21 protein-coding genes are annotated in these 14,752 nt (G+C 37.3%); 19 read left to right on the forward strand and 2 right to left on the reverse strand.

The features are described 5' to 3' along the window. Window positions 1–22 precede the first annotated feature (22 nt). The 17 genes from LD272_RS20420 to salA all read left to right on the forward strand — a co-directional run bounded on the left by LD272_RS20420 (window position 23) and on the right by salA (window position 11,485). Entirely contained in the window at window positions 23–676 is a 654-nt protein-coding gene (locus LD272_RS20420; RefSeq protein ID WP_226038446.1) for an adenylate kinase, read from the forward strand. Next, a complete protein-coding gene (map, locus tag LD272_RS20425) occupies window positions 673–1,419 on the forward strand; it encodes a type I methionyl aminopeptidase (protein WP_226038447.1) in 747 nt (248 codons plus the stop codon). The genes LD272_RS20420 and map overlap by 4 nt, the downstream gene beginning before the upstream one ends. Window positions 1,420–1,435: 16 nt before the next feature. Continuing rightward, the gene (locus LD272_RS20430) at window positions 1,436–1,771 is read left to right on the forward strand and encodes a KOW domain-containing RNA-binding protein (protein ID WP_226038448.1); all 336 of its coding nucleotides are present in this window, start codon (window positions 1,436–1,438) and stop codon (window positions 1,769–1,771) included. Next, a complete protein-coding gene (gene infA, locus LD272_RS20435) occupies window positions 1,749–1,967 on the forward strand; it encodes a translation initiation factor IF-1 (RefSeq protein ID WP_003464670.1) in 219 nt (72 codons plus the stop codon). The genes LD272_RS20430 and infA overlap by 23 nt, the downstream gene beginning before the upstream one ends. Window positions 1,968–2,000: 33 nt before the next feature. Then, window positions 2,001–2,114, forward strand: coding sequence for a 50S ribosomal protein L36 (rpmJ, locus tag LD272_RS20440; RefSeq protein WP_003156543.1), 114 nt, complete (start codon window positions 2,001–2,003; stop codon window positions 2,112–2,114). 24 nt (window positions 2,115–2,138) lie between these two features. After that, window positions 2,139–2,504 carry a 30S ribosomal protein S13 gene (rpsM, locus tag LD272_RS20445; protein ID WP_226038449.1) on the forward strand — a complete coding sequence of 122 codons (366 nt, stop codon included), beginning with the start codon at window positions 2,139–2,141 and terminating at the stop codon, window positions 2,502–2,504. 23 nt (window positions 2,505–2,527) lie between these two features. Continuing rightward, window positions 2,528–2,917, forward strand: coding sequence for a 30S ribosomal protein S11 (rpsK, locus tag LD272_RS20450; protein WP_226038450.1), 390 nt, complete (start codon window positions 2,528–2,530; stop codon window positions 2,915–2,917). Window positions 2,918–3,148: 231 nt separating this feature from the next. Next, window positions 3,149–4,093: a DNA-directed RNA polymerase subunit alpha gene (locus LD272_RS20455; RefSeq protein WP_226038451.1), complete on the forward strand. Its 945-nt coding sequence runs from the start codon at window positions 3,149–3,151 to the stop codon at window positions 4,091–4,093. Window positions 4,094–4,137: 44 nt separating this feature from the next. Continuing rightward, complete coding sequence (gene rplQ, locus LD272_RS20460) at window positions 4,138–4,491, forward strand: 50S ribosomal protein L17 (RefSeq protein WP_226038452.1); 354 nt, start codon at window positions 4,138–4,140, stop codon at window positions 4,489–4,491. Between the two features lie 437 nt (window positions 4,492–4,928). Next, window positions 4,929–5,768, forward strand: coding sequence for an energy-coupling factor ABC transporter ATP-binding protein (locus LD272_RS20465; protein ID WP_226038453.1), 840 nt, complete (start codon window positions 4,929–4,931; stop codon window positions 5,766–5,768). Then, complete coding sequence (locus LD272_RS20470; protein WP_226038454.1) at window positions 5,744–6,616, forward strand: energy-coupling factor ABC transporter ATP-binding protein; 873 nt, start codon at window positions 5,744–5,746, stop codon at window positions 6,614–6,616. Before LD272_RS20465 ends, LD272_RS20470 begins: the two co-directional genes overlap by 25 nt. Further along, window positions 6,609–7,406 (forward strand): energy-coupling factor transporter transmembrane component T family protein, encoded by a 798-nt coding sequence (locus LD272_RS20475; RefSeq protein ID WP_226038455.1) that lies wholly within the window; start codon window positions 6,609–6,611, stop codon window positions 7,404–7,406. The genes LD272_RS20470 and LD272_RS20475 overlap by 8 nt, the downstream gene beginning before the upstream one ends. Before the next feature lie 17 nt (window positions 7,407–7,423). Further along, complete coding sequence (truA, locus tag LD272_RS20480; protein ID WP_226038456.1) at window positions 7,424–8,173, forward strand: tRNA pseudouridine(38-40) synthase TruA; 750 nt, start codon at window positions 7,424–7,426, stop codon at window positions 8,171–8,173. 270 nt (window positions 8,174–8,443) lie between these two features. Next, a complete protein-coding gene (gene rplM / locus LD272_RS20485) occupies window positions 8,444–8,881 on the forward strand; it encodes a 50S ribosomal protein L13 (RefSeq protein WP_226038457.1) in 438 nt (145 codons plus the stop codon). Between the two features lie 20 nt (window positions 8,882–8,901). Beyond that, window positions 8,902–9,294 (forward strand): 30S ribosomal protein S9, encoded by a 393-nt coding sequence (rpsI, locus tag LD272_RS20490; RefSeq protein ID WP_226038458.1) that lies wholly within the window; start codon window positions 8,902–8,904, stop codon window positions 9,292–9,294. 324 nt (window positions 9,295–9,618) lie between these two features. Next, window positions 9,619–10,332: an N-acetylmuramoyl-L-alanine amidase CwlD gene (gene cwlD / locus LD272_RS20495; RefSeq protein ID WP_226038459.1), complete on the forward strand. Its 714-nt coding sequence runs from the start codon at window positions 9,619–9,621 to the stop codon at window positions 10,330–10,332. A gap of 103 nt (window positions 10,333–10,435) precedes the next feature. Then, complete coding sequence (salA, locus tag LD272_RS20500) at window positions 10,436–11,485, forward strand: iron-sulfur carrier protein/transcriptional regulator SalA (RefSeq protein WP_226038460.1); 1,050 nt, start codon at window positions 10,436–10,438, stop codon at window positions 11,483–11,485. A gap of 49 nt (window positions 11,486–11,534) precedes the next feature. Here the strand turns inward: salA and gerD are convergent, their stop codons facing one another. Next, window positions 11,535–12,185: a spore germination lipoprotein GerD gene (gerD, locus tag LD272_RS20505; protein WP_226038461.1), complete on the reverse strand. Its 651-nt coding sequence runs from the start codon at window positions 12,183–12,185 to the stop codon at window positions 11,535–11,537. Between the two features lie 224 nt (window positions 12,186–12,409). On the opposite strand from gerD, the gene LD272_RS20510 reads away from it, so the two are divergent. Continuing rightward, window positions 12,410–13,030 (forward strand): KinB-signaling pathway activation protein, encoded by a 621-nt coding sequence (locus tag LD272_RS20510; RefSeq protein ID WP_226038462.1) that lies wholly within the window; start codon window positions 12,410–12,412, stop codon window positions 13,028–13,030. A 193-nt stretch (window positions 13,031–13,223) separates the two neighbouring features. Here the strand turns inward: LD272_RS20510 and pdaB are convergent, their stop codons facing one another. Further along, window positions 13,224–13,985 carry a polysaccharide deacetylase family sporulation protein PdaB gene (pdaB, locus tag LD272_RS20515; RefSeq protein ID WP_226038463.1) on the reverse strand — a complete coding sequence of 254 codons (762 nt, stop codon included), beginning with the start codon at window positions 13,983–13,985 and terminating at the stop codon, window positions 13,224–13,226. A 135-nt stretch (window positions 13,986–14,120) separates the two neighbouring features. Between pdaB and LD272_RS20520 the strand changes: the two genes are divergently transcribed. Next, window positions 14,121–14,360 carry a hypothetical protein gene (locus LD272_RS20520; RefSeq protein ID WP_226038464.1) on the forward strand — a complete coding sequence of 80 codons (240 nt, stop codon included), beginning with the start codon at window positions 14,121–14,123 and terminating at the stop codon, window positions 14,358–14,360. The last annotated feature ends 392 nt before the right edge of the window (window positions 14,361–14,752 follow it).

The raw sequence follows: 14,752 nt of genomic DNA on the forward strand, positions 1-14,752 counted from the left end.
AATGAGAGCGAGGGGAAATTCCTTGAATTTAATCCTTATGGGTCTCCCTGGTGCCGGTAAAGGCACACAGGCAGAGAAGATAGTAGAAAAATATCAGATCCCTCATATCTCTACTGGAGATATGTTCCGTCTAGCTATTAAAGAAGGAACGGAGCTCGGTAATAAAGCAAAAGCTTTTATGGACCAAGGAGAACTTGTTCCTGATGAAGTTACTATCGGAATTGTTAAAGAGCGTCTTAGCATGGATGATTGTCAAAAAGGCTTTCTATTAGATGGTTTTCCAAGAACTGTCGCTCAAGCCGAGGCTTTAGAGAACCTTTTGACAGACATCAATGAATCTTTAGATTATGTTATTCATGTTAATGTTCCTAGTGATCAACTTATTGAGAGATTGACAGGACGACGTATTTGTCCTACATGTGGGACGGCGTACCATCTACTATTTAACCCTCCTAAAGAGGCAGGTAAATGTGATAAAGATGGTGCGGAATTGATTCAGAGAAAAGACGATAAGCCAGATACAGTTGAAAAACGTTTAGAAGTTAACCTAGAGCAGACAAAGCCTATGTTAGACTTCTATAATGATAAAGGTTATCTAATTAGTGTCGATGGAGATCAAGATATTAATCAAGTATTTGAAGATATCGATACTAAACTTGGCGAATTATCTAAATGATAATACGTAAAACACCACAAGAGATTGAAATTATGAGTATAGCGGGTAAGATAGTTGCGATGACACATCAAAAACTAAAACCTTATATACAACCCGGAATTACAACTAGAGAATTGGATAACATTGCTGACGAATTCATTCGCAGTATGGATGCAATTCCTTCATTTAAAGGGTATAATGGATTTCGTGGTAGTATATGCGCCTCGGTTAACGAGGAATTAGTACATGGTATTCCGAGTGACCGCAAGCTAAAAGACGGTGACATTATCAGTATTGATATCGGTGCTAAGTATAATTCATATCATGGTGATTCTGCTTGGACGTACCCGGTTGGAACTATTGATAGTGCTACTGAAGAATTATTAGAAATAACAAAGACTTCTTTATATAAAGGTCTTGAAGAAGCAAAGCCAGGTGTCCGCCTTTCGAATATATCACATGCCATACAAAGCTATGTGGAATCCAGAGGGTTTAGTATTGTAAGAGAATACGCGGGTCACGGAGTAGGTAAGGACCTACACGAAGATCCTAATGTTCCTCATTACGGCCCTCGTAATAAAGGCCCACAATTAAAACCAGGCATGGTTTTAGCCATTGAACCAATGGTTAATGCAGGGAAAAGGCATGTAAAAACCCTTGCAGATGATTGGACGGTTGTCACTCAAGATGGTAAGATGTGTGCTCATTATGAGCATACTATTGCTATTACAGAAGAAGGTTATCAGATCTTAACAATAGCCTAAGTGAAGGTGATCGTGGTTGAATGATACGGAGTCGAGTCCGCGAATAGGTCAAGTTGTTCGAATCTTACAGGGACGTGAAGTAGGTCAATTTGCTATTGTCATCCAAATTGTTGATGATCGATTTGTCTTGCTTGCCGATGGAGAAAAGAGAAAATATGATCGACCCAAGAAAAAGAATTCGAATCATATTGAACTATTTAATTATATCTCTCCGGAAGTCCAAAACAGCCTTCTAGAAACTGGTCGCGTAACAAATGGGAAGTTGCGTTTTGCTTTAACAAAATTTGTCAATGAAATAGTGACTGATTTAAAGAAGGGAGATCAACTCGATGGCGAAAGACGATGCAATTGAAGTAGAAGGTACTGTCACTGACACGTTACCTAACGCAATGTTTAAAGTTGAATTAGAGAATGGTCATACCGTTCTAGCTCATGTTTCTGGTAAAATTCGCATGCATTTCATTCGAATCTTACCTGGAGATAAAGTGACGGTTGAACTTTCTCCTTATGATTTAACTAGAGGTCGTATAACGTACCGATACAAATAAATGAATGCTCCGATACAAAAGGAGGTATGGATGATGAAGGTAAGGCCATCTGTAAAACCAATATGTGAAAAATGTAAAGTAATCCGCCGTAAAGGCAAAGTAATGGTTATTTGCGAAAACCCGAAACACAAACAAAAGCAAGGTTAATTAATAAGGAGGTGCAAGAACCTAATGGCACGTATTTCAGGTATAGATATTCCTCGTGATAAACGTGTAGTAATTTCCCTTACTTATATCTTTGGTATTGGAAAAGCAACTGCGCAAGAAGTACTGAAAGAAGCTGGGGTTTCTGAGGATACTCGTGTTCGCGATCTAACAGAAGACGAATTAGCTAATATTCGTCAAGCGATCGAAAAACACTCGGTAGAAGGTGACCTTCGCCGTGAAGTATCTCTAAACATTAAGCGTCTAATTGAGATTGGTTCATATCGTGGCGTTCGACACCGTAGAGGTTTACCACTTCGTGGTCAAAAGACTAAGAACAACTCTCGTACTCGTAAAGGTCCACGTAAGACTATGGCTAACAAGAAAAAATAACTTAAAAGGAGGTTAGTTAATTAATGGCTCGTAAAACAAACACACGTAAAAAACGCGTCAAAAAGAATATTGACACTGGTATAGCACACATTCGTTCTACATTTAACAACACTATTGTTACTATTACTGATGTTCAAGGGAACGCAGTAAGCTGGAGCAGTGCTGGAACACAAGGTTTCAAAGGCTCTCGTAAGTCTACTCCTTTTGCTGCACAAATGGCTGCTGAAACAGCTGCAAAATCAGCAATGGAGCATGGTTTGAAATCTCTAGAAGTAACTGTTAAAGGACCTGGCGCTGGACGTGAAGCAGCAATTCGTTCTCTACAAGCAGCAGGTTTAGAAGTTACAGCGATTGTTGACGTAACTCCAGTTCCTCATAATGGTTGCCGCCCGCCAAAACGTCGTAGAGTATAATTTGTCTGTATATAATTTGTCACTCTGTCTATAATGGGTTATGATAGCTAAAAGTATTGGGATCGAAACGATTGACAATAACCGGACGTTTTGAACACCCTAAAGACAGCAACGCTTATGACAGAAGAATACGAAGTTGCATAGTGCAGAAACGGGAACTGCCTAACTGAGGGATTTCGGTTAGACAACTGTCTAACCGGGGTTTCGACGTTTTGAAGGAGGGTTTAATTAATGATTGAAATTGAGAAACCAAGGATTGAAACGGTAGAGGTTAGCGATGATGGCACCTTTGGTAAATTTGTCGTTGAGCCGCTAGAACGTGGATATGGTACAACACTAGGTAACTCCTTGCGTCGTATACTTTTATCCTCACTTCCTGGCGCTGCTGTAACATCAGTGCAAATTGATGGGGCGCTTCATGAGTTTTCAACGATTGAAGGAGTAGTTGAAGATGTTACAACTATTGTTCTTAATCTGAAGAAACTTGCTCTAAAGGTATACTCTGAAGATGAGAAAACCTTAGAGATTGATGTACAGGGAGATGGAAAAGTTACGGCTGCTGATATCACTTACGATAGTGATGTTGAGATTTTAAATCCAAATCTTCATATTGCTACATTAGGTAAGAATGCGAACTTACAAATGAAGATTACTGCAGAACGTGGTCGAGGATATCGACCTGCCGAATCTAATAATCATGATGATCAGCCAATTGGTGTTATTCCTGTAGATTCTATCTTCACACCAGTATCTAAAGCAACTTATCAAGTGGAGAACACCCGTGTAGGTCAAGTTGCCAATTTTGATAAGCTTACGTTAGATGTTTGGACAGATGGTAGCATAAGACCAGAAGAAGCTGTTTCATTAGGTGCGAAAATTTATACAGAGCATTTGAACATCTTTGTTGGATTAACAGACGAAGCTCAAAATGCCGAAATTATGATAGAAAAAGAAGAAGATCAAAAAGAAAAGGTTCTTGAAATGACAATTGAAGAACTTGATTTATCTGTTCGTTCTTACAACTGTCTAAAACGTGCTGGAATCAATACTGTGCAGGAGCTTGCTCATAAATCAGAAGAAGATATGATGAAAGTACGTAATCTAGGCCGAAAATCACTAGAAGAGGTTAGACATAAGCTAGATGATTTAGGATTAGGTTTAAGAAAAGACGATTGATAGAATTGAACATGTAAGAATTCCGAAAAAGGGAGGGATAATCCATGGCTAGAAAACTAGGTCGTACAACAGACCAACGTATGGCGTTACTTCGCAACCTTGCCACAAACTTGATTATTCATGAACGTCTAGAAACAACAGAGGCGAAAGCAAAAGAGCTTCGTTCCGTTGTTGATAAAATGATTACACTTGGTAAGCGCGGTGATTTACACGCACGTCGTCAAGCAGCTTCTTTTCTTTATAATGTAGAAGCTAGCGAAAATGAAGCTGTAGTCCAAAAACTTTTCACAGACATCGCTGCTCGTTATGATGAGCGCCAAGGCGGTTATACTCGTGTCCTAAAACTTGGACCGCGTCGTGGTGACGGTGCAGAAATGGCGATTATTGAACTAGTTTAATTAGGTTTGATAGCTTGAAGGGCAGGACAGAATCTCTTCCGTGGGATGAATCCCAGCCCTTTTTTGTTCTATCATCTTTTTAATGATATTAAAAATGGTTTAACGAGGCTACAATCATAGGTTGGTAAAAGTCTCGGTTACTATTTGTACAAGCTATTTAAGAGAAACTTGCCAACCGGCAAGTTTTTTCTTTTTATGGTCTAGGAAATCACAAAATGGACTGCTATGGATAATTAATTACTAAGTTAGCCAGCTCCGGCGCTTTGTTCAGATAGATGTTTCATTTACCTCAATGATAAATCCTCGTATATTTGTGATAAAATAAAGTCTTAGGCATAATCAAGACGAGTGTAATTGGTAATCAGTATAGGTTACTGACATTTATTAATATATTATTCCCGGGGAAATACAAGTTAGTTTGGCAGAGGGGGAGACAGATGAGGCAAAGCTTTATTGAATTTAATAATGTATCATTTCGATATGGAGAAGAGCATCCCTGGGTTTTGAAAAATGTAAGTTTTGTTATCTATCCAGATGAATGGGTCGCAATTATTGGTCATAATGGTTCCGGTAAATCAACTATTGCAAAGTTAATCAATGGATTACTTTTTCCACAAGAAGGCGAAATAATTGTTGATGGCCTAAAAGTAAGTCAAGATACAATCTGGGAAGTCAGAAAAAGCGTTGGTATGGTTTTTCAAAATCCGGACAATCAGTTTGTTGGAACAACGGTAAGAGACGATGTTGCTTTTGGATTAGAAAATAGAGGAGTTCCAAGACCTGAAATGATTAAAAGAATAGATAGTAGTCTAACAGCCGTTTCGATGAATGACTATTTACTTCATGAACCACATCGACTGTCTGGGGGACAAAAGCAAAGGGTTGCCATTGCAAGTATATTGGCAATATCACCTAAGGTAATTATTCTCGACGAAGCAACGGCAATGCTTGACCCTACCGGTAGACTAGAAATTATGAGTACAATTACAGAAGTACAAGACAAACATAATTTAGCACTAGTAACGATTACACACGATTTAAATGAAATTACTAAAGCTGATCGGGTAATTGTAATGAATGATGGAAAGGTATGGCTAGAAGCAACACCTAGAGAAGTTTTTACGAAAAAAGAGGAACTGCAGCTGATTGGGTTGGATACACCCTTTGTATCTAAATTAGCGGACCAACTAACTAATTTAGGTGTTGAGATCAACAATCAGCCATTAAGTCATGAGGAGCTTTTGGAGGAATTATGGATATCTCATTCGAAAATGTAGCATATACTTATCAACCTAAGACGCCTTTTGAGCATAGGGCTATTCATGATCTATCCTTTCAAGTCTCATCAGGAACATTTGTTGCGATTGTCGGACATACTGGATCAGGAAAGTCTACATTAATTCAACATTTAAATGGTTTGCTTCGTCCAACGCAAGGACAAGTAACAATCGGAGATTATCAACTTTCCTCAGATAAAAAACTGAAGGAAATGAAAGAGTTAAGACGTAGAGTGGGAGTAGTGTTTCAGTATCCAGAACATCAATTATTTGAAGAGACAGTTGCTAAGGATATTGCTTTTGGACCTGCTAATTTTGGCGTTGATCAAGCGGAAATCAAAAAACGGACCTATGAAGTGATTCAGGCAGTGCAAATTCCAGAAGATCTATTAGAACGGTCACCCTTTGATCTTAGTGGAGGCCAAATGAGAAGAGTAGCAATAGCCGGTGTTCTGGCTATGGAACCAGAAGTATTGGTATTAGATGAACCAACTGCGGGTCTCGATCCTCGAGGTCAAAAAGATATAATGGACATGTTCTACCGCTTACATCAAGAAAAGAATTTAACAACAGTCCTTGTGACCCACAGTATGGAAGATGCACTTCATTATGCTGACCATGTAATTATTCTCGATCATGGGACAAAATACATGGAGGGCAAACCTGCCGAAGTTTTTGTGAAGAAAGAAGAGTTAAATAAAGTTCAGTTAGACCTTCCTGAAGTAATTCAATTTATCTTCAAAGTAGAAGAAAAATTTGGGTTTCGGTTGACTTATCGTGGTCAAGAGCTAAGTGAACTGGCCCAAGAATTAAAGGAATTGATTAGGGGAGCTGATAATCATGAATAATGCATTTATTATTGGTCAGTATATCCCTGGAGAGTCAATAATACATCGTCTAGATCCAAGAACGAAGATAACAATTATTTTCTTTTTCGTCATTATCGTTTTCTTTGCCAATTCTATTGCTAGTTATGGTCTTCTAACTGTTTTTTCGATTGGAAGTGCTCTAGCCACCAGAATCAAACTCTCCTATATAATCAAAGGGTTAACACCAGTTTGGTTCTTAATTATTTTTACTTTCATTCTTCATCTAGTGGTTACACGAGAAGGTGACGTTTTATTCGAGCTATTATCTTTTCCGGTATATTCTGGAGCAGTTGCACAAGGATCTGCAATTTCATTACGTTTCTTTCTTTTGATTTTAGTTACCTCATTGCTCACGTTAACAACTAGTCCAATCGAGATAACAGATGCAATCGAAAGTTTGCTCCATCCATTAAAACGGATCAAGTTTCCTGTTCATGAATTAGCATTAATGATGTCGATCTCATTACGGTTTATCCCCACACTAATGCAAGAAACAGAAAAAATATCAAAAGCACAAGCATCCAGGGGTGTTGATTTTAAAACCGGTCCAATAAAAGAAAGATTGCAAGCGATTGTTCCATTACTTGTCCCTTTATTTGTAAGTGCATTTAAACGGGCAGAGGAGCTTGCGATGGCCATGGAGGCTCGTGGTTACCAAGGTGGAGAGGGAAGAACGAAATTACGTGAATTAAAGATAAAACCAATTGATATAGTTACTTTTGGCATATTTTGTTTAATTATAATAGGGTTATATCTGACTCGAACATAATAAGAGGTGGAAGTCCTATGGAACGAATCAAATGTGAAGTTAGTTATGATGGAACGAATTTTTCAGGTTACCAAGTTCAACCAAATGGAAGAACTATTCAAGAAGATGTCGAAACGGCATTAAAGAAGTTACACAAAGGTAAAGCGGTTCGGGTTCATGCTTCAGGTAGAACGGATGCTGGCGTGCATGCGAAAGGTCAGGTAATACATTTTGACACGAATCTAACCATTCCAATTAAGAACTGGACAAGAGCGCTTAATGCTGTCTTACCTGAGGATATTTGTGTGATACGTTCAGAGAATGTAGCTGAAAACTTTCACGCGCGCTATGATGTAGTTGAAAAAGAATATCGTTATTTTATTTTAAATTCAACACAATCCGATGTTTTTAATAGAAACTTTACCTACCACGTTCCAAATCATTTAGATATAGAGGCGATGGAAGAGGCATGTGAATCAATGGTTGGTGAACACGACTTCACTTCATTTTGTTCAGCAAGATCAGATGTCAAAGGAGACAAAATAAGAACTATTTATCACGCAACTTGTTATCAAGAGGGTGATAGAATTATATTTGTAATTAGAGGAAACGGCTTTTTATATAATATGGTGCGTATTTTGGTAGGTACATTAATTGAAATTGGTAAACATGATAGACCTGTCTCAGACATAAGAAGAATAATAGATGCCAAGAATCGGGAAAATGCCGGAAAAACAGCTCCAGCGCAAGGTTTATTTCTATGGAAAGTACAATATAACGAGGAGTAATAACCTTAAGTGTCATTAGATTTAGAGAAAAAATATAAAAAACAACGTATCCTGGTGTAACATCCTGTTGACAATGTGCATCGTTTTGTTATATGATATTCTATGGCAATTTATTTTATACCACGAAATAGCCCCGGAAAGTTAATTCGTGTTAGAATAGAGTCAGAGTAGGCTTTTCGAGTGTTTTACGCTGGATAGTCTAGCAAATATATTTGCGAATGAATTTGAAAAACGACAATAGAATTTTCGATATACAGGAGGGTAACTGATATGCGCACAACTTTCATGGCAAATGAAAACAATGTTGAACGCAAGTGGTTTGTTGTGGATGCTGAAGGAAAAACTCTAGGCCGTATGGCTAGTGAGATTGCAACAATCCTTCGTGGAAAGCATAAACCAACATACACACCGCATGTAGATACTGGTGATCACGTAATCATCATTAACGCTGAAAAAATTGAACTTACTGGTAATAAGATAAATGACAAAATGTATTACCGTCATTCAGGTTACCAAGGTGGACTAAAAGCACGTAATGCATTAGAAATGCGCACTAAATATCCAGAGCAAATGATGGAACTTACTGTAAAAGGTATGCTTCCAAAAGGAAGCCTTGGACGTCAAATGGCTAAAAAATTACATGTGTTTAGAGGACCAGAACATACTCATCAAGCACAAAAACCAGAAGTTTACGAACTTCGCGGTTAATTAAAAGGAGGTAACGAATAGTGGCACAAGTACAATACTACGGTACCGGACGCCGTAAAAGTTCAACTGCTCGTGTACGTCTAGTTCCAGGTACTGGACGTATCATTGTAAATAAACGTGACGCGGAAGATTATTTCCCGTATGAAACACTTCGTACAATAATTAAACAGCCTTTAGCAATTACAGAAACTGAAGGCGGCTACGATGTTTTAGCAACTGTAGAAGGTGGAGGATTCACTGGTCAAGCTGGTGCTATCCGTCACGGTGTAGCTCGTGCATTGTTAGAAGCAGATCCTGAATACCGTGCTGCATTAAAGCGCGCTGGATACCTAACACGTGATGCTCGTATGAAAGAACGTAAGAAATACGGTCTTAAAGGCGCTCGTAAAGCACCACAGTTCTCAAAACGTTAATATCAACATTTCAAAGGCTCTCAACCATTTTGGTTGGGGGTCTTTTTTGTAAGCTAAGAAAGTATAGAGTTTCGAGCTTCGTTGTTTAGCTTCCAGTGCCGAGCTCGCCTGAAGTCTTAAGTCAATCTTGTTGGAGGTGACCAAGACGCCCTTCGAAAATCATACTGTTAAAAGATTAATGACCAAATATAGTTCAATAAGATTTTTAACACTTTTATATAGTTCTATTAAAAGGTTTTTGAGCCTCTAAGGATTATAATAGTCATAAACATAACCCTTGTCCCATATAGTTAGAAACAGGAATGTTTATGGGAGGATACCTAGATGAGTCAGTCTGTTAAAATAACTTATTGGATTATTGGTGCCATTCTTTTAGTAATCCTTATTCAATACCCTATTCAAAAAACAACCGATTCTTGGGATTCCTGGTCACTACCGTTATCTGGAAAAGTAATTGTTTTAGACCCAGGACATGGATATCCTGATGGAGGAGCGGTTGGTTCTGACGGGACTATGGAAAAAGACATAGCACTTAATGTATCTAAACAAATTAGAAATTATTTGCAGCAAGCTGGTGCTTTGGTGTATCTAACAAGAGAAGCTGATGATGACTTAGCTGCAAAAGATACCAAAGGATTATCTCGTAGAAAAAGTGAAGATATTCGTAAGCGGGTTGAGTTTATTAAAGAAAAGGAAGCTGACTTTTTCCTGAGTATTCATTTAAATGCCCTTCCATCAGATAAGTGGCATGGAGCGCAAACATTTTATTACCCAGCTTTAAAAGAAAGTGAACACTTAGCTAAATTTGTCCAATCAGAAATAATAAGGAATTTAGAGAATACTACTAGAGAAGCACTTGCGCTGAATGGAATGTATATCTTAAAACAAGCGGAAATTCCGGGCGCATTAGTTGAAATTGGTTTTTTGTCTAATGCTCATGAGCGTGAATTACTAAAAACAGTCGAGTATCAAAGGAAAATAGCTGGGAGCGTATATGAAGGTATCCTTCGTTATGCTACAGAGAAAACGACAGAATAATTAAGAAATTGCCCCCTTATGATGTGTATCACTTATTATCTTTGAGTAATATGTTATACTAGCGGTAATTAGATAAACATCGATAAAGGGATGGTGACTTACTTTGTTAACAAAGGAAGAGGTTTCAAATTTAATAAATCCAATTAAGGATCCGTTTTTACATAAAACGTTTGAAGAAACTGGCGGAATTGAAGAAATAAAAATTAAAGAAGAGAAAAATCATGTAAGTGTAAAGCTCGCTATTGGAAAAACAAATACAGCTGAGCAAATGCAATTACAACAAAACGTCGTTAATATTTTAAAAAAAGGCGGAGCCGCTACAGTAGGTCTTCGCTTTAGCCAATTACCAGATGAAGTAATTGCAAAGCATCAGCCAACCTCGGAAAAAGATCCGTCTTTATTGGACGGGCAATCGAATACGAAGTTTATTGCTGTAGCTAGTGGAAAAGGCGGAGTTGGAAAATCAACAGTAACTGTTAACCTGGCTGTTGCCCTTGCTCGTTTAGGGAAAAAGGTAGGTATTATTGACGCTGATATTTATGGCTTTAGTATTCCTGATATGATGGGAGTTGAAGAACGCCCTAAGTTAAGGGGAAACAGAATCATTCCTGTTGAGCGATTTGGTGTCAAAATTATATCAATGGGCTTCTTTGTAGAAGACAACTCACCAGTTATTTGGAGAGGGCCTAGACTAGGTAAAATGCTAACTAGCTTCTTTAAAGAGGTTGAGTGGGGAGAACTTGATTATTTACTGCTTGATTTACCACCAGGTACAGGGGATGTTGCATTAGATGTTCATAATATGATTCCGTCATCAAAAGAAGTGATCGTTACTACACCTCATCCTACAGCGGCATTTGTAGCTGCTCGTGCAGGTCAAATGGCTCTGACAACAGACCATGAAATATTGGGCGTAATTGAAAATATGGCTTATTTTGAAAGTCAGTTAACTGGTGAAAAGGAATTTGTGTTCGGAAAAGGTGGCGGCGACAAGCTAGCAGAAGCATTAGAGACCAAAGTAATCGGCCAGCTCTCCTTACAACAGCCTTTTGAAGAAGAAGGAGTATTTGCGCCATCGGTCTATCAAGAAGATCATCCAAACGGGAAAGAGTATAGAAAAATTGCAGCTAAAGTAATAGATAAATTTGAATAAAAGTAAGGAGCTGAATTCTATATTAGAATTCAGCTCCTTTTTTGATGGGTTAACTTCCTTCGCTCTCACCACTTCCACCACCGGATTCACCGCCACCTTCAGAAGAACCTCCAGATCCGGATTTTTCACCGCCACCACCTTCACCAGAGGGTTTCATTTCTTCAGCAGCTTTTAAGATAACGTCTGTCATTTTTGCTTTAAACATAGGTGAATCCATTGTTTCTTGAATGGTTTTCTCTAAATGTTCGCGAAATTTTTGGCCAGTTAAGACACTTAAAACTTGTTCTTCCATTTCTGGATTTTGTAGTATTTCAATCATTTTCTTTTGATACTCTGAATCACTCATTAACCCTTTGGTTACATCCTCTTGTTGCTTCTGGATCATTTTGGCAAAAGACTCGACGAATTTTGGATCATCAAACATCTTCTTCCAAAAGTCTTTTCCTTCTTCTGAGGTCAACTGTTTACTAACAGCATCCTCGACAACTTTGGACTCGATTACCACCTTTTTTTGTATTTCTTCATCAGATAGTATTTCAGTAATTGCTTTTTTACCATCATCAGTTTTTAATATATCAGTTACCATTTTTTTTGTTTCATCGTAATTTGCTTGTTCTCCATTTCCCCCACCATTTCCTGTGCAAGAGCTTAAAATGGATAAGGTTAAACAAATGACTGCAAATGAAATTATTTTTCGCAATGTTAGAAACAACTCCCTCTCATTTGCTAATTCTTATATTTAATATGGGAATCAAAATAAAAAATATGTATCGGAAAGGAAAAAAACGTTGATTCGTGTTAAAATACGATAGGATAGTTTTGTGCGAATAAAAGTAGTTCATATCATATAAGGAAGTCGGAGTGAATAGGACATTCGCGAAGGTTTCCCTTTAAAGGAAATAGTTAGTAGGAGGATACATAATCGTGCGTAGTCGAAACTTAGTTCGTTTATTTTTATCAACACTGCTTATCGGGGCCGTTTCAACACTTATTACAAGTTTTTTTGTTAAATCACAATCATACAGAGAATTCCTTCAACCGTTTGATTTATTTGAAGTGTTTGGCTTATTCGTGTTTTTTATAGCATTAGGATTTGTTTTTAGTTTAATTAGTCAAATGGGTTTCTTTGCTTACTTAACGATAAATCAATTCGGATTAAGTATGTTTCGGAAATTATGGCTTCCAATTCAAATACTCTTAATAGCATTCACGCTTTTTGATTTAGTGTATTTCAGATATATGGATGATGATGGTAATACGTCTATCCTATTATATTTGTTAGCGGCTGTAGCGCTATTTGTTTATTCCTGGATTATTGCCGGGATTAAGGCAAAAGAAACAAATAAAAAAGCATTTGTTCCTGGTTTGTTTTTTATGATAGTAGTAACATCTATCGAATGGGTTCCAGGTCTTCGTGCTTCAGGAACTGATTACACTTGGCTCATGATTATATCTTTATTGGCGTGTAACACGTACCAATTGTTGATGTTGCACAGGCTTAATGACAAGAATGCGAAGCCTGGGGACGAAGTAACAAAAAAATAGCAATGCAAAAAGGGCGATCCTGTTTATATAGGGATTGCCCTTTTTGCATTAATGAAAAGTATATAATATCGCGGACTGATATCCCCGAATTTAGGTTCTATGTGGCAAAAAGTCCATGTAGAAAATCACTTATATCCCTAAGGTTGATCAATAAGAAATTCTCCGAAGACGCTCTTCTTCACCCTTCTTATAATTATTCCACTTCGTTCGAATTAGAATCTGCTCTAGAAATAAGTTCAGATATTGTTACGTACTTAAAACCTTTATTCTTAAGACCGGGTAATATGGTTTTTAGCGCTGCCGGAGTTTGTTTTACAGAATCAGAAGCATGGAGTAAGATAATATCCCCTTTTGATGTATTTGCCATGACATGGTCAATAATTTGTTGTTCGCCAGGATTTTTCCAATCTTGCGGATTAACATTCCATTGAATAACTTTATATCCTTGAGATTCTGCTAAATCGAGAACTTCTGGATTAATGTGTCCACTAGGGGTTCTTAATAACTTTATATCCTTATAACCTAGTGTGGTGAAAATATCTTTAGCATAAATAAGATCTTTTCTTACTTGTTCTTTTTCTTGTTCAACATAGTTCTTATAGCGATATCCCATCATGCCTAGTTCATGTTCACCCTCTTTTATTTTACCTACAAGATCTGGGTGTCGTTCTGCCCATTCACCGCTTACAAAGAATGTAGCTTTAATTTCATGCTTTTTTAATTCTTCTAAAATAGGTTCGACTTTTTCATTTCCCCAACTGATATTAAACGTCAAAGCAATGTTTGGGTCTTTATCACTCCCCTTACTAAGGGCAGCAGGATTCTCGTCGGTTGAAAAGACGGAAAACGCACTTTCTGCTTCTACCCATAGAAATATAGCTGAAAATAATGCTGCAACTAATAGAAGTCCCCATTGTTTCCAGTTTTTTGCCTTAAAAACATAAAAGTGTTGCATCGCACTGCCTCCTTTTAGGACTTGCTATATTCTATGTATGGGTTTGTCTATTATGAACCGTAAATAATTAAATAAAATTAAGAAGGATGGAAAAAATAGAAATAGAATGGATAAATTCTTTCTAGGAGTGGTTGAATGATTGGTCTACTAATAACTGATTCAGAACAAACAGAAATAGAATATATTATCAAATGTCAATTAGACGAGTTGTTATTGGATTTGGATGATAGTCGCATTGAACCGGTAGTGAAAGGAGTAATAATTGAAAGGTATCGTCTTTTATTTCAGCTTTTCCGAAGAGTGACTAATCAATCGAATTGCCTAAAATACATGCCAAACCGGATACATTTAACAAGTAAATCAAAATATGAATAGTGGTCTTTTAACGAATATACGTACAAACACTGAAGACCAGAAGAGAATTTGTTTTAATAGAGTAACTAAATTAAATAGTTGTTTAATACACTTTTTAAAAAATAACTCTTGATAATGACTTCTGGATATGCTATATTATTTTTTGTGCCAAGTTAATATTTAATGAATTTCATCAAGCACTCAATTTTTAATTACAAAAAACTTGTTGACATTAAATGATAAGCATGGTATATTATATACCGTCGCAAAAAACGACATTAACTTATTGATCCTTGAAAACTGAACGAAACAACCAGTATGTTAAGTAAGAAATTAAGCTAGTTTTTTGAACGAGCAATCAAGCTCATAAACTTTATGGAGAGTTTGATCTTGGCTCAGGACGAACGCTGGCG

Source organism: Aquibacillus saliphilus, assembly GCF_020404745.1.
Classification (GTDB): Bacteria; Bacillota; Bacilli; order Bacillales; family Amphibacillaceae; genus Aquibacillus; species Aquibacillus saliphilus.